The sequence below is a fragment of the Paenibacillus sp. J22FR83 genome (genome assembly GCF_059691955.1).
In genome coordinates, this window is record NZ_JCAUAM010000004.1 from 188,396 (window position 1) to 203,619 (window position 15,224).

A 15,224-nucleotide genomic window follows, 5' to 3' on the forward strand; every position below is an offset into this window, starting at 1 on the left:
ATACTTATTTTATCCTCAGATGCCCCTTGACGTTGACCTGCTTATGTGGGTATTATGAGTTCCATAATCACATATGAAGTTATGATCAAAGACATGATTTTCATCACGAACTGTCCAGAGAGAGAAGTACTAGCTGAAATCTTCTCCTGTTACCGGTTGAAAATTACCCCTTTGTAGCTGTGACGCTGAACCCACTGTATGGTTATGCATGGAAGTAAGTGGCACCGACTTATCCCCGATATCGGATACTAATAAGGACTTGCACGTTAGAGTCGAATTAGGGTGGAACCACGAGCTGAACGCACTCGTCCCTTTCTGGGCGAGATGCGTTTTTTTGCGTTCACAAAACTAGGAGAAGGAGGTAGGAAGGCATGGAAATTGAAGTAATTTTGCCAGATGGAACTAGTAGGAGGTACGTACAAGGCACGACAATTGAACAAGTTGCCCAATCGATTAGCACGGGGCTGAGGAAACAAGCGATCGCTGGTATACTGAATGGTCAATTGGTCGATTTACAGCGGCAGATTGAAGAGGATAGTCACGTGACGATCGTCACTTTGGAAAGTGAAGAAGGATTAGAGGTATATCGACACACTACAGCTCATGTCCTAGCACAAGCCCTTAAACGTATCTATGGCGATCAGGCTATTAAACTGGGTATTGGACCTGTTATCGAAGACGGTTTCTACTACGATATTGATATTGAGAAACCATTATCAATTGACGATCTAAGAGCAATAGAAGATGTCATGAGTCAAATTATTCAGGAGAACATTCCGATTGTTCGACGAGTCGTCTCCCGAGAGGATGCATTGGACATTTTTGCGAAGTTGGATGAGTCTTATAAAGTTGAACTTATCCGAGATTTGCCCGCGGATGTGTTGATTTCGATCTATGATCAAGGCGAATTCTTCGACTTGTGCCGTGGACCTCACCTCCCTTCAACAGGAGGGATTAAAGCTTTCAAACTGCTCCATGTAGCAGGTGCGTATTGGCGAGGTGATGCGAAGAATCCCATGCTGCAGCGCATTTATGGTACGGCATTTCTGAAGAAAGCGCAGCTCGATGAGCATTTGCATAGGCTTGAAGAGGCGAAAAAACGTGACCATCGTAAGCTTGGAAAAGAACTTGAACTCTTCATGTTCTCAGAAGAAGCACCAGGTATGCCTTTCTATTTGCCGAAAGGGATGATCCTGCGCAATGAGCTTGAGAACTTCGCTCGCGAATTGCAGCGCCTTAGAGAATATGATGAAGTACGTACACCGCTCATGATGAATAATCGCATTTGGGAGGAGTCAGGGCACTGGGATCATTATAAGGACAATATGTACTTCACGCATGTGGACGAGACGAAGTTCGCACTTAAACCGATGAATTGCCCAGGCCACATGTTGATTTATAAAAACAGCTTGCATTCTTACAGGGAATTACCGATTCGGCTTGCCGAATTTGGTCAGGTTCATCGCCATGAGTTTTCGGGAGCTCTGAATGGGATGATGCGTGTGCGGACGTTTTGTCAGGATGATGCTCACCTATTCGTATTGCCAGACCAAATCGAAGATGAAATCGGACGTGTCATTGAGCTAATCTCGCATGTCTATCACGTATTTGGTTTCGACTATCGGATTGAGCTTTCCACTAGACCAACTGATTATATGGGTTCAAGTGAGCTCTGGGATCAAGCGGAGCAAGCGTTGCAGCATGTGTTGGATAACAGAGGGATCTCGTACCGCGTTAATGAGGGAGACGGTGCTTTCTATGGGCCCAAAATTGATTTTCACATCCTAGACGCCTTAAAGCGGAGCTGGCAATGCGGAACGATCCAGTTGGATTTCCAAATGCCGGAGAAATTCGATTTAACCTATATTGGAGATGATAGTCTCAAGCATCGGCCAGTCGTGATTCATCGGGCTGTATATGGTTCGATTGATCGCTTTATCGGGATATTAACTGAGCATTATGCGGGAGCATTTCCGTTATGGCTGGCGCCAACTCAAGTGAAATTGCTGCCTGTTTCAGATCACTACTTGGACTATGCTTTCCAAGTGAAAAAAGCGCTTGAAGAAGCGGGAATCCGTGTGGAGTTGGATGCGCGGTCTGAGAAACTAGGATACAAAATTCGCGAAGCACAGCTAGATAAAGTACCATATATGTTCATCCTAGGTGAAAAAGAGCAAATCTCCGGCAGCGTCTCCGTCCGAAAACGAGGAGAGGGAGATCTTGGAATGGGATCGCTGCCGGAGATTGTAGAGTCAATTGTTGCAGGGATTGCCTCCAAGCAATAACAGGATTATTCATCATACCACGGATTCAAATGAATCAGAACCTCATCTACGTCACTGTGGTGATCCATAATGGATTTCTTGATAGCACGTGAGATGTCATGGCCTTGTTGAATGGTGAGTTCGCCTGGTACCGAAATACGCGCATCAACCAGAATATAATGGCCATGCTCTCTTGCACGAACACGATCAATACGTTTCACGTCTGGAACCGCTTCGATCAACGCTGTATATTGCGAAAGCATGTGTTGATCGACGGTTTTTTCCATGAGGATATCGAAGGATTCTTTGGCCATTTCGATACCTAGCTTCAGAACTAAGAGAGAGACAATTACGCCCGCCGCTGCATCGCCATAGGCTAACCAGTGAATGTCATAAGCTTTACCGATGAATGCCAAACCAATACCAATGACCGCTGCAAGCGAGGCATACACGTCTGCTATATGATCGTGAGCTGTCGCGATTAAGCTCTTGCTGTTCGTACTGCGTCCGATCCGCATGGTGTATACGTAAAGCAGATATTTCCATACCACAGAGACAGCGGATGCAATCAAGGCGATTAGACTTGGCGCACTCGGTTCATGGAATAATGCCGCAACCGCATGGTATCCGATATATAGCGCAGCCGTTACAAGAATAAAAGCAACGAATCCTGAGCCAAGTACTTCGGCTTTGCCATGACCGTAAGGATGGTCCTCATCTGCGGGGAGTTTGGAAATGCGCATAGCGCTAAGTGCTGCAATGGTTGCAATGATGTCTCCTGCATTGTGAACACCATCGGCTAGTAGAACTTCGCTGTGGAAAATGAGGCCGATAATAATTTTGATAATCGTTAATAAAATGTTACTGATGAGAGAGAGCCAGATAGCCCAAACGGATGACTTGTTGTTGATGTGCATGAATGATGACCTCCTACAGAAGTGTTTCCCGAAGGAAAAAAAATCCCTCGACCTAAGGTCGGGGGATTGGGCTGTTTTTTTTATATAAAAATAAATCTACCAAACTATCAAAATTCGTCATATTCAACACTTCACTTTTCGCAAATATCTTTGTATAATACCACACATAATGAGAAATCACAAACCTCCAAATGTCATGGAAAGGAAGTCGAGCAGCATGCGCGTGCATGAATTTAAGGTTACGAAGGATCTAGATCGAAGCGACTTATCTGGTATTTCTGTGAAATCATCTCATTTTATATCAGATATCACGCTCGACTTTCAATGGGATGATCAGCACCATAAAGTTGATGTGAAAAGTGTATTAGGCATGCTACTAGTTCCCATCAAGGCAGGCACAACATTGCGTTTGCTCACGAGAGGGAAAGATGAGGAAGAGGCTATGCATTTTATGTTCGATTTATTTCGGATCTTTTGTTAATAGTAGGTTCGTATGCGCTTTCAATATGTAGAATCAAGCAGTTATGTGACTGGATTGGATAGCGTAATGACATGATAAAAAAGACTGTTGCCCAAGCGATGGTTGAGCGACATGGAAGTGCCAGCATCTATGAGTTGTCAGACGGCTCTGTGTTCTGCTACCGCGGCTCCTGGTGCGCGGAAGGTGTGCTGGCCTCCCGGGAGGAGGCTTGGCGCGTGACGGGCGAGCAGGGCACTGGAGTTGGGCAGCATAACTGCATGACAAAAAGCCAACAATTCACACGAGGTGTGGAATTGTTGGCTTTTCTGTGCGCAGCATTTCACCCGTTCACCTAACTAAATGTACAAAATACAGCTAATTTCACTCCAGCGTTCCGAAAAAACACGTTAGATGGATTTCCTACAACTAATTATGTCAATTTCAACGTTTTTGGAGAAATCGAGTCTAATTAGCTACATGAAATCCAGTTATTTGTTTTTTTTCGCTTAGTTTGAGTGAAATTAGCTGTATCAAATCCAGTTATTTGCCTACGAGGGCCAACGACAGGGCACTATAGCTCTGATTAATGGATATCTTTCTTCTTAAACCGTCCGCCTTTAACATCATGGATATTCCCGATGGCTAGGAAAGCTTTGGGATCCAAGTCGTCGACAATGGATTTGAGCTTCGCCTCTTCGAGTCGAGTAATGACGCTGAAGATAACCTTTTTATCATCGCCTGTAAAAGCGCCTTCGCCATTGAGATACGTAACTCCCCGACCCAGTCGATTCGTAATCGAATCCCCAATTTTGACATACTCATCGCTGATAATCCAAACCGATTTAGACTGATCAAGACCTTCAATCGTGATATCAATCATTTTATAAGCAATGAAATAGGCAATCAGAGAATACATCGCACGATCCCAACCGAAGACAAAGCCTGCGCTAGCAAGAATGAAAAGGTTGAAGAACATGACAATTTCGCCTACCGAGAAGGCAGTTTTTTTACTAAATAAAATAGCTACAATCTCCGTGCCATCTAGCGATCCTCCTGAACGAATAACGAGCCCGACGCCAATCCCAAGAATAATTCCGCCGAATACAGCAGCTAACAAAGGATCCATGGTGATCGCTTTAACAGGGTGAAGCAAAGATGTGCCAATCGACATGATAATTACAGAGAAGGTTGTTGATATAGCAAAGGTTTTACCAATTTGCTTATATCCGAGTAAGACGAAAGGCAAGTTGAGCAGTACGAGAAATATACCGAGAGGGAAACCAGATAAATGAGATGCAATGATGGAAATCCCTACAATACCGCCATCAATAATATGATTAGGAACTAAGAAAATTTCTAATCCAATGGAGACGAGAGCGGCACCAATGATCATAAAAAAGATTCTGCGTGCAAATTTCAAACGTGTAATTTTTTGATGTTGGGCATGAGCGTGTGCTTGTGCTTGAGCTTGTGAATTAGCCATGAAAGTTTCCCCTTTTCCTCAATCATTCAATTTCGTTACTTATGAGTAAGAAGGAATGAGGCCCGCATAACGTGAGGTGAATTTGAGGAAAGCAAGAAGAATGACTTTCAGCTTTTTCCATATGACATGTGCCAAAAATACGATGAATACAACAAAAACCGTAATTTCATAATGTTTGTGAAACTGGTCATGCAATTGTATTTTTTTTACGTAAATATGAATGAATTCCTTATTTGGCTGTTGCTGTTGACTAGTCAAGACCTGCGTGGTGTTGGCTGAAATGAGAACATCGGTATCGGCTGCAGCATGATAAGATATTGGGGGTGTTAATGGGAAGACGAAAAGTCCGAGAATCAGCCAGACCATGATTGTCCAACAGCATCTGCGTGTTAAAGGGTTCACATACATCCCCTCCAGACAATATGAATCCAAATTTGCTTGAATTGTAGCACTTCATTTCCTTGGAGTCAAACATAGCAGGACTATAATTGGTTTGCGACGATTTCCTTACGTGAAATTGGACCATTTTATGCCAATTGTGCATACAATAGTAGGATGAACCCAGCAGGAGAGGTGTAAGTGTGAGTAATGTAATCGGCATTCTCCTAGACCGTAAAACCTATCTCGGCATCCTTCGAAAACAAACTGGATATGAGCATATCGACTATTATAATCAAGCTGCAATTGAGCTTGGTATGACACCATTTTACATGTGTTTGAAGCATATTACTACGAAATCAGCCCTGGGCTTGAGTTATGAAAATAATAAGTATACGCTGAAGCGCCTGCCAATTCCTAAGGTCATTCATAACCGAGCGATGACGCTTTCCGCAGTATCTCTTAAGAAATTAAAGAATATAGCCAAGATCAGCCAAGTGTTCAACGGTCAGAATAGACATGATAAGCTTCTCATTCATCGCATGCTGCGTGCGAGCGCGAATAGCTCTGCCTTTCTCCCACCCGCTATGCGCTATACACCTGATAATCTGGGAAAAGCTATGAACCGTTACGAGTCTTTTTTCGTAAAACCTACGAATAGTTCTGTTGGGAAAGGCGTACTTAAAGTATCCGTGATTGGGAGTCTACTATGGCAGGTGTGGTGGGGAAAACAACCACCTAAGGAGTTTGATGAACAACAAGCCATTGCTTTTATAAATGAGAAAGTTAACGGCCAATCCTATCTGATTCAAAAAACGATACCGCTCGCGATGTACAAAGGGCGTCCTTATGACTTACGGGTGTCGGTTCAACGTGGTGCTAAGGGATTATGGGGTGTTACAGGAATTGCCGGGAAAGTTGCTGCGAGTGGTCGGCATGTTACCAATTTGGCAAGGGGCGGCGAAGCTGTCATTTGCGAGAAGTTGTTCTATAGTAATGGCTTTGATCCGTTATTAAAAAGAGCACAAGTGGAAGAAGCGGCTTTACAGATTGCCGAAAGTCTAGGTCAACAAATTCCCTCGCTATCGGACGTAGGGATGGATATTGGCATTGATCATCAAGGTGAGATTTGGCTAATCGAAGTCAACGGCCGAGACCAGCGATATCAATATAAGCATTTGAATTTGAATAAGACTTTCTATCGTACGTATGAAACCCCGATGCTTTATGCCAAATACTTATTGAGCAAATGAGTTCAAGCAAACCCAAAATCATATAGTAAACCTACGTGGAAAAGGTGGAGTGGGGATGTGAGTGAGCGTGTACTCGTCATTAAAATGAATTTATTACCCTGGTATAACGAGCTTGATGATCGTTTAGAAGTATATCATCCAACTTTTCCTGAAGCTGTTCGTGTGCGAATCGAGACATTTGGCGAATTTCGCATCCTCTCGATTAATCGGCTTCAGACACGGGTACGGCGAATTCCGGAAAAAGCTTAATGACAATTATGCGTAGAAATTAGGTAAATGTGGCATAATTAGTATAGAAGCAATACTCGTAGAAGCAGGGAAATACCTGCTTCTTTTTGTGTACAGAAAATGAATTTGGCTTTAGTGTTGCTTCATACCCCTATAAACAAGTAAAATAGAAGTGAAGCATTAATCGTTCGATGTAGGCTTTTACCCACAAGCAAATACAGGGTGTACAGGAAAAGGGGACATTTAAAAGTGAACGTTCATTTAAATTTTACAAACAAGGGCAAAGTGGTCATTGAGAATTTCAATAATGAGGAGCTTATTGAAATTTTTAGCCGTTATATTAACACGTTAACGAAGAAGTACGCAGTTGATATTACGGTGCCTGCTGAAGCAAATCAGAATATCGTCCAAGATGGTTCATTTAAAGTTGTTCTTTCCAATGTACAATGCGATGTTGAGACTTTTTTCAAAGAGCTCGGAAGAGATATTAAAGTGCCTCTGAAGAAGAGAGCGGACGGCAAGCTTGAGAACGTGTTTAAAATTCAAGTGATCGATTAAGTGACGGGGGCTTGTATGCTTAGTTTAGACGAGAAGTTAGCAATAGCAGCATCCTTTTCGGAACTTGCGCGTAAGGATGTTTCACTGGGACGAATTAATTTTCATTATCTAGAGAGTGACTATGAGAAGACAACTGTGCTTTATCATCTTCACCCTAATGGGAATGGATTCGTGTATGCCGAATACATACCAGGTTGTAAGGCAGATGCCAAAGGATTAATTAACATTCGTGATTATGGGGAAGACGAGCTTCGTGAGATAATTGCGAAGTCGATTCAGTCTTTAACGCGCAGCGGCAGCCCTAAGAGCTCGAAGGTTGAGGAATTGCCAGAAGTTCAAGACCAACAAGAAGAGATATGGATTGACGAGGATGGCAACACGTTGAGTGTTACTTTCGTTGAAGATTTGTGGTATATCTATGCGGGTGACAACCTCGATTGTGCCTTCGAGACATACGAAGAAGTACAAGAGTATCTGGAAGAAGAAGGATTCGATAAGAAGTAACTGTGCATGAGCGCCCTCCTTGGAGGGCTTTTTTTGTGCTATAATGGAAAGAATTATGACTATCAAAGGGGAAACATAACGTTATGAAATTTAGACCATGCATCGATCTACATAATGGGAAAGTGAAACAAATTGTTGGTGAAACCTTAGGTGGCGAGGGGCAAGCTGTCGTTGAGAATTTCGTGTCCTCGCATGACTCCACCTACTATGCAGATATGTTCAAAAGAGATCGTTTAACTGGCGGGCATGTGATCATGCTTGGCGATGGGAACAAAGAAGAGGCGCTAAAAGCACTTAACGCGTATCCGGGAGGATTGCAAATCGGTGGCGGCATTCAGGCAGAGAACGCCAGCTTTTACCTGGAGCAAGGAGCATCCCATGTCATTGTAACGTCGTATATTTTTCGCGATGGACAGCTGAATATGGATAATCTATCACGGATCGTTGAAGCCATTGGGAAAGATAAACTAGTGATTGATCTTAGCTGCAAGGAAAAAGATGGTAAATGGTATGTTGCGACGAATCAATGGAAACAGTTAAGTGATGTAGAACTGAACCAAGAGACGATTCGATTCTTTGAGCAGTATTGTGATGAGTTTCTGATCCATGCGGTTGATGTGGAAGGGAAGCAGAGTGGCATTCAACAAAGCCTCGTAAGTTCGTTGGCTGCGTGGGTTACCATTCCAACGACTTATGCAGGCGGGGCTAGATCTTTTGAGGATTTGGCGTTATTTAGAGAGCTTTCCCAAGGGAAATTAGATATTACGGTCGGCAGTGCACTTGATATTTTCGGTGGCAAGCTCTCTTATGAGGAAGTCGTGGAGCAGTTAAGCAACCCATTGTAGGTTAGTTTTCGGCAAAAAAAGGATGTGTGCGATGGCACTGTGGCACAAGCTGTATGTGTGGGGAATTGGACTAATTCTCCTCTTGATTATAATTGGAGAGCTGGTTTGGTTGCCAGATCCCTTAAGATGGGGGACTCACTTTTATTGGATAGATCTTATCGATGGGTTAATTTACGCCATTGCCGTTGTACCCTTGATCTGGATGGTCGCTGCACTACTGCATCTTACACAGACACAATCAAGCCGAATAAAGGTATTTCGTGGCCTGGTTGCCCTCGTATGTTTGCTTAGTGTTGTTATTGTCGTATCCGTACCCAAGAAGTTAGAGTTCTCTGCTTCAGCAATGATCCTAAGTCTCTTACTTGTCGCAACGGACATCGTTCTACACGAGAGGAAGACACGCAAGGTGCCGCATCGAAGTATCATTTTTTTCGGTGTGACACTCGGTTTATTGGCCGTATTGTTGTGGCCAACCCAATATTTAGTGACCTATCCGGGAATCACACTGAACATGAATCGATATGCACAAGCCGAAAGTGGCACCAAGCATGGTGATATTTCGGGAGTTCTTATTTTCGAACGTCCAGCGTTTCCGATGGACTGGTTGTATGCGAAGCTTTTTAAAGATTACACCTTTGAGAAGATTGAGACCTTAGGGATGTCGCTTGGCGAATATAATCAGGAAGTTCGAACGATGAAGGAAGATGCGAACGCCGCGGGTAGTGCGATTGCCTTCCATAAAGTGGGGATTGGTAAAGGCATCCTAGCTGATGGGGTTCGGATTACGGCCGTTTTGCAAAATACAAAAGCAGCAGAGGTGTTGCAGCCAAGCGATGTTATTACCGCATTGAATGGACAACCGATTACCATGACTCAGGAATTAACTGAGCTAATGCAGGTAATTAAGCCAGGAGAATCCATCAGACTGTCTGTGATGCGCAATAAAGCGAAGATCGAGTTGACGGTTGCGACACGCGCAAGTACAGACGACCCAGCCCGTGCATCGATTGGAATTATGATCGCCAATGAGGTGCGATATGATATTCCTGATCTAGTTACGTATCATAACTATTTATTGCACGAAGGTGGACCGTCTCATGGGGCTATGCTGGCTTTAACGCTAATAGATCAACTAACACCGTGTGGTGTGACATATGGTCATCACGTTGCCGGGACAGGTACGATTGAACCGGATGGCTCCGTCGGTCCTGTCGGCGGACTCGTTCAGAAAGCTTATACGGTGAGCCGTACGAATGCGGATGTGTTTTTCGTTCCGGCGTCGAATGAAGCAGATGCGAGAAAGGGTGCCGGTGATTTACAAATCGTACCTGTGCAAACATTAGATGATATCTTGAATTGGTTGAAGGCAAATCCCAAAACTGGTGCTCCCGCTTGCGCATCATGATGCATGGAAGTTAGTCTCGTGCAGCCTCATATAGCTTATCCGCGACAAGCTTGGGTTCATATTGCGGAGTCGTCATATGATCGCCGTGGAGTTGTATGAATCGGAAAAGGCCGAGCCTGCTTGACATGTGAGGATGCCACCCATAGTTGGGGTCGCCAAATGGGATCACATTATCTTCCATGAGGTGCACGTAGCTTTTGGGAATAGGAAGGCTATAAAATTTCTTCAGGTCTAATTTCTCAAATAACGGGCCTACCGGTTCGGGGAAAGCTTTCCTGTAGATCTGTTGAGCTTGGCTAAGACTGGCCAGATTGGTGAAGGCTTCTCTAAAAAAATCAAAAGGAAGTGTAATCGTATTGTTTTTGGAGCTTGCGGCGAGCTGCTTAAATTGTTCAACGACTTGTGGTGGCAACTCATCAGCAAGCATTTCCCCATCTTTGAGGACAAAAGCATTGAGAAAAACGAGTCGTTTCAAGCGATCGGGTACTAGTTCCGCAACTTTTTGGATCACTGATCCTCCAAAACTATGGCCAACAAGGATGACGTTATGCAGCTTATGAGAAATGATGAAATCCGCGACTGATTTGCTTATCATTGCATGCGTCACATTTTTATTCGGGTCAGCGCCATGTCCTGGAAACTCAGGGACGTAGACGGTATGACCTTTTTTGCTTAGTTCGGAAGCAATGCCAGCCCAGAAGCTGGTATCTGCCCATGAACCGTGGACAAGGACGAACGTAAGCGGCTGTTCCTTAGCACGATAAGAGGAATCCTCTTCTTGGTACCAAGGGGTTGGCATATAAGGCCAGTTCGCAAGCATGGGATTGGTTGGATATGGGGATGGCCATGATGGGCTTGGATGATGGTAATTCTCATTGGGATACGTCATTGTGGTCTTCCTCTCGCGTAGTGATGTATTACTATATGCCCAGATGACGTTTGTGCGATTAGAATTTGAAATAGAAGGGAAATGGATCACATCATGATGAGCGGGGAGCAAATGACATACCGTTTTAGTGAAGCACCGATTTGGGAGTTGCAGCGAACCTACTACGAGGAACAGGGGATTACGGCTTGGCAGAGCGGAGAAGTCCCCCAGTACATCACGAGTAACCGGGTAATGGCAATTTCTTATGCGGAAATGGTATTTGGTTTCTTACAGGATCGAGCAAGAATGGGGCAGTTGACAGCCCAAGTAATGATTCTCGAACTTGGAGCGGGTTCAGGCCAATTTGCCTTCTATGTGCTGCAAGAGTTAACGAAACGAATCAGGCAGGCGGGAATTCCGCTCCCACCATTCCGCTATGTGATGAGCGATTTGGCAGAGAAGAACATTGCCTTCTGGCGGCAACATGCTAGTCTAAGGCCATTCGTGGAGCAAGGTGTGTTGGACTTTGCCAAGTTTGATGCGGTGCATGATGAAGCCATCTATTTGCAACATGCCGGTGAACGCATCGGAACTGGAGATCTTGCGCAGCCGTTAGTTCTCATGGCGAATTACTTTTTTGATAGTCTGCCACAGGAATTAATTTATGTCGAAGATGGGCAGGTCTATGATTGCCGAATCTCCTTGCAGTTTCCAAATGGTGCTCATGCAATGAGCGCTTCCCAGCTCTTAAAAGAGGTCGTGGCGAGCTATCAGTACCAACGGGAACACATGTATGATGACGAATCCTATCCGTATCGTGAGCTACTAGAGGTATATCGTCAGCAAATTTCGGACTCCCACATTCTTATGCCTGAAGTCAGCTTGAACTGCTTGAATCGGTTGAAAGGATTATCTCAGGAAGGGTTCCTGCTGCTCACAGCGGATAAGGGCGATCATCGCCTAGAAAGCTGGGAATTTAACGAGCCTCCGAAGCTCATTCATCACGGCAGCATTTCATTGACGGCGAATTATCATGCGATTAGCTATATATGTGAAGCGCAGGGGGCTCAATCGCTATTCACTAGCCATCCCTATACATACTTAAACATCGGTTGTATGCTCAATCTTTCTGAACCGCACGCGTATGGACTGACAAGATTAGCGTATGATAGGTTTGTGGAACGATTTGGTCCTGATGACTTTTTCAATCTGAAGGAAGCTTTCGATGCGCAGTTGGAGGAGAAGACGATGCCTCAGCTATTGGCCTTGTGGCGCTTGAGCGGTTATGATACGCAGTTTCTACTTCCCTGCACGAAACGTCTGATTGAACTGATCCCTGACAGTAAGGACCATGAATGGATCGCGCTTCAGCAAGGAATCGATCACATGTGGATACATTATTATCCAATGGACGATAATACGGATGTTGCTCTCGCTTGTGGGATTCTCTTGTATCAAATGGATATGTATCGCGAAGCAATTCCGTATTTCGAACGCACACAGCCTAAGCTTGCGAATGATGCAACTGTGCTCTATGAGATGGCGGTGTGTTACTACGAGTTAGGTCAAGATGATGAGGCCAAGCGGTATGTAGATCAGACGCTTCTGCAATCCCCTGAGCATGAGGAAGCGATCGCTCTACATGCCTTATTAATTTCTCTGGCGTAATCAAATGGCAATAACCTGCAACATTTTCAGTGCTCCTGACGTTAGGAAAGTATCCATAACCTATAAGGTGCTAAATACCAACCGAAAATGAGAGGAGTATTCACATGAAAAAAATAGCAGCATTAAGTTTAACCTTACTTTTGGGCAGTAGTTTAACATTTGGTTCCGCCTACGCATTCTCAGACTTAGATGAGGGACAAGCAACTGCCGTTCTAGCGCTGAAAGATCGTGGGATTGTCAGTGGATTTGATAATGAGCATTTCGTGCCAAAGGGTAAAATCAGCTATGCCCAAAGTGTCCAAATGATCGTCAAGGGTCTGGACCTTAACTTGGATCATTTGCGTTTCATTAAGCAACCGCTAGCGTCGGATAGTTATTCCAATATCCCGAATGATGCGTGGTATGCGGATGCATTCATTATTGCGCATTATCACAACCTAGACATTCCGAAGGATGTGAATCCGAATGCAACGATTACACGTGAGCAATTCGGAAATCTGTTGGTTAAAGCGCTTGAAACCAAGGGCCAATTTCCATTAGTCAAAATGTTTATCAACATTAATGATGAAGATCAGCTTAATGTGGATTATCAAGGCACCATTCAAAGATTGTTGCTGTACAAAATTACAGCTCTAGATGGGAATGGAAACTTCCAACCCAAAAGTGAGCTAACAAGAGGAGAAGCCGCGACTTGGTTATACAATGCAATTCGCGTGCTAGAGGCGCATGTGCAGAAACCACCACAAGTAGATGAAGTCACAGTTTCGGTTGAAAAAGTGAACGATGATGTGAACAAAGTAACATTGTCCCGAGGTATGAAGCCGAATCCGGGTTATGGCATTCGCATCGACAGCATTCAGTTTGAGTCAGGCACTCAAGCGATCGTGAAGTATTCACTGATAGAGCCACAACCTGATATGATGTATGCGCAAGTCATGACAGAAGCCAAGGCAGAGACTTATCTATCATCGAAATATGAAGTGAAGGCCGAAGCTAGCGGACTGAAATAATAGGTGAAATTGGTTGAAATGCTGCTATCCGATAAGGATGGTGGCATTTTTTTGTGCTTTTAACCCCCTGTATTCGAACTGTGCAAGCTCGTAATCTCTCACATAGGATATAGCATCCTCTAATAGACGGGTGGTGAGAGATATGAAAACAATCAACTATTACACGTTAGCTTTAGGCTTAATAGGTGCAGCCAAATTGATTTTGGATGCATTTGGTATGGAAATCATTACAGATGAGTCAGCTAATGCCATTGCCAATGGTGTTGCTGCCTTGTTGTCTGTCATTGGTGTTTATACAAACCATCAAAAAGTAGAATAATTCAACGGGGATTAAAGCCCATTGACACCGATATTTGCCTAGTTGAATATCGTATTGGACAGAAGTGATTTCCATAACGGAGGCGTCAAACATGGGATACTATGTTCAAGTGGAAAATGGTGTGAAAGTATTTATTGAAGATGTAAATCCAAAAGGGACGAAGACCATCCTGTTTATTCATGGGTGGCCTTTGTCACATACACAATTTGAGTATCAATTTAACGTGCTTCCCGCTCTGGGGTATCGTTGTATTGGTATGGATTGGCGTGGATTCGGACAATCGGATAGACCGATGGATGGTTATACGTATGATCGGCTTGCAGATGACTTGCATGCGGTGATTCAATCGTTACAGTTGGAAGGTATTACACTTGCAGGACATTCAACAGGCGGCGCTATCTCGATCCGTTATATGGCTAGATATCACGGGCAAGGTGTAGCGAAGCTTGTGTTAATTGATGCAGCTGCACCAACAGGTTTTACGAAGGAAACGGCAGCTAAGTTTTTACATGAGAATGCCAATGATCGTGCGAATATGTTACAGAGTGTGACGGATTCGTTCTTCTTTCAGTATATTACGGAGCGATTCTCGGATTGGTTTTTCCAGATGGGTTTACAAGCGGCCAGCTGGTCAACCGCGGCCGTCGTTCGCTTGCTAAGAGATGAGAATGTGGCAGAGGATCTAGGTCGAATTGAAGCGCCTACCTTAATTATTCACGGGATACATGACAAAGTGATTCCCTATTCACAAGCAGTCGAAATGAATAAACGGATAGCGAATTCGCAGCTTATCCCCTTTCATTACAGCGGACACGGTGGATTCTGGGAAGAACGAGATCGCTTTAACTATGTTCTTACGCAGTTTATTGGATGATACGGCGCATGAACTTTCATGGATTATGAAGACTAGCTTCCCTAATGGGGAGCTTATTTCATTTCAGCAAAGTTATATCGCGCAAGTTTATAGACCATTAAAAGACTTGTCTCTTAAGCGGAAGTTCTTTATGATGAAAGGGAAGGAGTTCTGGGTTCAACATTTCATTTAGTAGCTTACAAAATCATAT

At 44.0% G+C, this 15,224-nt stretch carries 16 protein-coding genes and 1 pseudogene; 13 read left to right on the plus strand and 4 right to left on the minus strand.

Annotation, left to right across the window (positions count from 1 at the left end):
- Positions 1-371 precede the first annotated feature (371 nt).
- Positions 372-2,285, plus strand: coding sequence for a threonine--tRNA ligase (gene thrS / locus AC58PV_RS09345; protein WP_497431987.1), 1,914 nt, complete (start codon positions 372-374; stop codon positions 2,283-2,285).
- A 5-nt stretch (positions 2,286-2,290) separates the two neighbouring features.
- On the opposite strand, the gene AC58PV_RS09350 is transcribed toward thrS, so the two are convergent.
- Positions 2,291-3,181, minus strand: coding sequence for a cation diffusion facilitator family transporter (locus tag AC58PV_RS09350; RefSeq protein ID WP_497431988.1), 891 nt, complete (start codon positions 3,179-3,181; stop codon positions 2,291-2,293).
- A 217-nt stretch (positions 3,182-3,398) separates the two neighbouring features.
- Here AC58PV_RS09350 and AC58PV_RS09355 point away from each other — a divergent pair, with 217 nt between their 5' ends.
- Both AC58PV_RS09355 and AC58PV_RS09360 read left to right on the plus strand, forming a co-directional pair.
- Positions 3,399-3,662 (plus strand): HPr family phosphocarrier protein, encoded by a 264-nt coding sequence (locus AC58PV_RS09355; RefSeq protein ID WP_497431989.1) that lies wholly within the window; start codon positions 3,399-3,401, stop codon positions 3,660-3,662.
- 125 nt (positions 3,663-3,787) lie between these two features.
- Positions 3,788-3,904 (plus strand): annotated as a pseudogene (locus tag AC58PV_RS09360) (gfo/Idh/MocA family oxidoreductase); the annotation flags it as partial.
- Positions 3,905-4,224: 320 nt separating this feature from the next.
- Here the strand turns inward: AC58PV_RS09360 and AC58PV_RS09365 are convergent.
- The gene (locus AC58PV_RS09365; RefSeq protein ID WP_068667342.1) at positions 4,225-5,124 is read right to left on the minus strand and encodes a YitT family protein; all 900 of its coding nucleotides are present in this window, start codon (positions 5,122-5,124) and stop codon (positions 4,225-4,227) included.
- A gap of 39 nt (positions 5,125-5,163) precedes the next feature.
- The gene (locus AC58PV_RS09370) at positions 5,164-5,526 is read right to left on the minus strand and encodes a hypothetical protein (RefSeq protein WP_497431990.1); all 363 of its coding nucleotides are present in this window, start codon (positions 5,524-5,526) and stop codon (positions 5,164-5,166) included.
- A 179-nt stretch (positions 5,527-5,705) separates the two neighbouring features.
- Here AC58PV_RS09370 and AC58PV_RS09375 point away from each other — a divergent pair, with 179 nt between their 5' ends.
- The 6 genes from AC58PV_RS09375 to AC58PV_RS09400 all read left to right on the plus strand — a co-directional run bounded on the left by AC58PV_RS09375 (position 5,706) and on the right by AC58PV_RS09400 (position 10,295).
- Positions 5,706-6,755 (plus strand): YheC/YheD family endospore coat-associated protein, encoded by a 1,050-nt coding sequence (locus tag AC58PV_RS09375; protein WP_497431991.1) that lies wholly within the window; start codon positions 5,706-5,708, stop codon positions 6,753-6,755.
- Between the two features lie 57 nt (positions 6,756-6,812).
- A complete protein-coding gene (locus tag AC58PV_RS09380; RefSeq protein WP_497431992.1) occupies positions 6,813-7,004 on the plus strand; it encodes a hypothetical protein in 192 nt (63 codons plus the stop codon).
- A gap of 228 nt (positions 7,005-7,232) precedes the next feature.
- On the plus strand, positions 7,233-7,541 hold the full coding sequence (locus tag AC58PV_RS09385) for a hypothetical protein (RefSeq protein ID WP_056621264.1): 309 nt from the start codon (positions 7,233-7,235) through the stop codon (positions 7,539-7,541).
- 15 nt (positions 7,542-7,556) lie between these two features.
- On the plus strand, positions 7,557-8,045 hold the full coding sequence (locus AC58PV_RS09390; protein ID WP_497431993.1) for a hypothetical protein: 489 nt from the start codon (positions 7,557-7,559) through the stop codon (positions 8,043-8,045).
- 83 nt (positions 8,046-8,128) lie between these two features.
- The gene (hisA, locus tag AC58PV_RS09395) at positions 8,129-8,890 is read left to right on the plus strand and encodes a phosphoribosylformimino-5-aminoimidazole carboxamide ribotide isomerase (protein ID WP_497431994.1); all 762 of its coding nucleotides are present in this window, start codon (positions 8,129-8,131) and stop codon (positions 8,888-8,890) included.
- Between the two features lie 31 nt (positions 8,891-8,921).
- Positions 8,922-10,295: a PDZ domain-containing protein gene (locus AC58PV_RS09400; RefSeq protein ID WP_497431995.1), complete on the plus strand. Its 1,374-nt coding sequence runs from the start codon at positions 8,922-8,924 to the stop codon at positions 10,293-10,295.
- A 10-nt stretch (positions 10,296-10,305) separates the two neighbouring features.
- Here AC58PV_RS09400 and AC58PV_RS09405 read toward each other — a convergent pair whose 3' ends face one another.
- Positions 10,306-11,184: an alpha/beta hydrolase gene (locus AC58PV_RS09405; RefSeq protein ID WP_497431996.1), complete on the minus strand. Its 879-nt coding sequence runs from the start codon at positions 11,182-11,184 to the stop codon at positions 10,306-10,308.
- 81 nt (positions 11,185-11,265) lie between these two features.
- On the opposite strand from AC58PV_RS09405, the gene AC58PV_RS09410 reads away from it, so the two are divergent.
- The 4 genes from AC58PV_RS09410 to AC58PV_RS09425 all read left to right on the plus strand — a co-directional run bounded on the left by AC58PV_RS09410 (position 11,266) and on the right by AC58PV_RS09425 (position 15,034).
- Positions 11,266-12,831, plus strand: a complete 1,566-nt coding sequence (locus AC58PV_RS09410; RefSeq protein WP_497431997.1) for a tetratricopeptide repeat protein — start codon at positions 11,266-11,268, stop codon at positions 12,829-12,831.
- A gap of 104 nt (positions 12,832-12,935) precedes the next feature.
- Complete coding sequence (locus tag AC58PV_RS09415; RefSeq protein WP_497431998.1) at positions 12,936-13,841, plus strand: S-layer homology domain-containing protein; 906 nt, start codon at positions 12,936-12,938, stop codon at positions 13,839-13,841.
- A gap of 142 nt (positions 13,842-13,983) precedes the next feature.
- Positions 13,984-14,160, plus strand: coding sequence for a hypothetical protein (locus AC58PV_RS09420; RefSeq protein ID WP_497431999.1), 177 nt, complete (start codon positions 13,984-13,986; stop codon positions 14,158-14,160).
- Between the two features lie 91 nt (positions 14,161-14,251).
- The gene (locus tag AC58PV_RS09425) at positions 14,252-15,034 is read left to right on the plus strand and encodes an alpha/beta fold hydrolase (protein ID WP_497432000.1); all 783 of its coding nucleotides are present in this window, start codon (positions 14,252-14,254) and stop codon (positions 15,032-15,034) included.
- Positions 15,035-15,224 lie beyond the last annotated feature (190 nt).

Coding starts and splice junctions, on each gene's coding strand:
- AC58PV_RS09355 (WP_497431989.1), top strand. CDS start 3,399: ATGCGCGTGCATGAATTTAAGGTTACGAAGGATCTAGATCGAAGCGAC.
- thrS (WP_497431987.1), top strand. CDS start 372: ATGGAAATTGAAGTAATTTTGCCAGATGGAACTAGTAGGAGGTACGTA.
- AC58PV_RS09350 (WP_497431988.1), bottom strand. CDS start 3,181: ATGCACATCAACAACAAGTCATCCGTTTGGGCTATCTGGCTCTCTCTC.
- AC58PV_RS09425 (WP_497432000.1), top strand. CDS start 14,252: ATGGGATACTATGTTCAAGTGGAAAATGGTGTGAAAGTATTTATTGAA.
- AC58PV_RS09420 (WP_497431999.1), top strand. CDS start 13,984: ATGAAAACAATCAACTATTACACGTTAGCTTTAGGCTTAATAGGTGCA.
- AC58PV_RS09405 (WP_497431996.1), bottom strand. CDS start 11,184: ATGACGTATCCCAATGAGAATTACCATCATCCAAGCCCATCATGGCCA.
- AC58PV_RS09400 (WP_497431995.1), top strand. CDS start 8,922: ATGGCACTGTGGCACAAGCTGTATGTGTGGGGAATTGGACTAATTCTC.
- AC58PV_RS09410 (WP_497431997.1), top strand. CDS start 11,266: ATGGATCACATCATGATGAGCGGGGAGCAAATGACATACCGTTTTAGT.
- hisA (WP_497431994.1), top strand. CDS start 8,129: ATGAAATTTAGACCATGCATCGATCTACATAATGGGAAAGTGAAACAA.
- AC58PV_RS09365 (WP_068667342.1), bottom strand. CDS start 5,124: ATGGCTAATTCACAAGCTCAAGCACAAGCACACGCTCATGCCCAACAT.
- AC58PV_RS09390 (WP_497431993.1), top strand. CDS start 7,557: ATGCTTAGTTTAGACGAGAAGTTAGCAATAGCAGCATCCTTTTCGGAA.
- AC58PV_RS09415 (WP_497431998.1), top strand. CDS start 12,936: ATGAAAAAAATAGCAGCATTAAGTTTAACCTTACTTTTGGGCAGTAGT.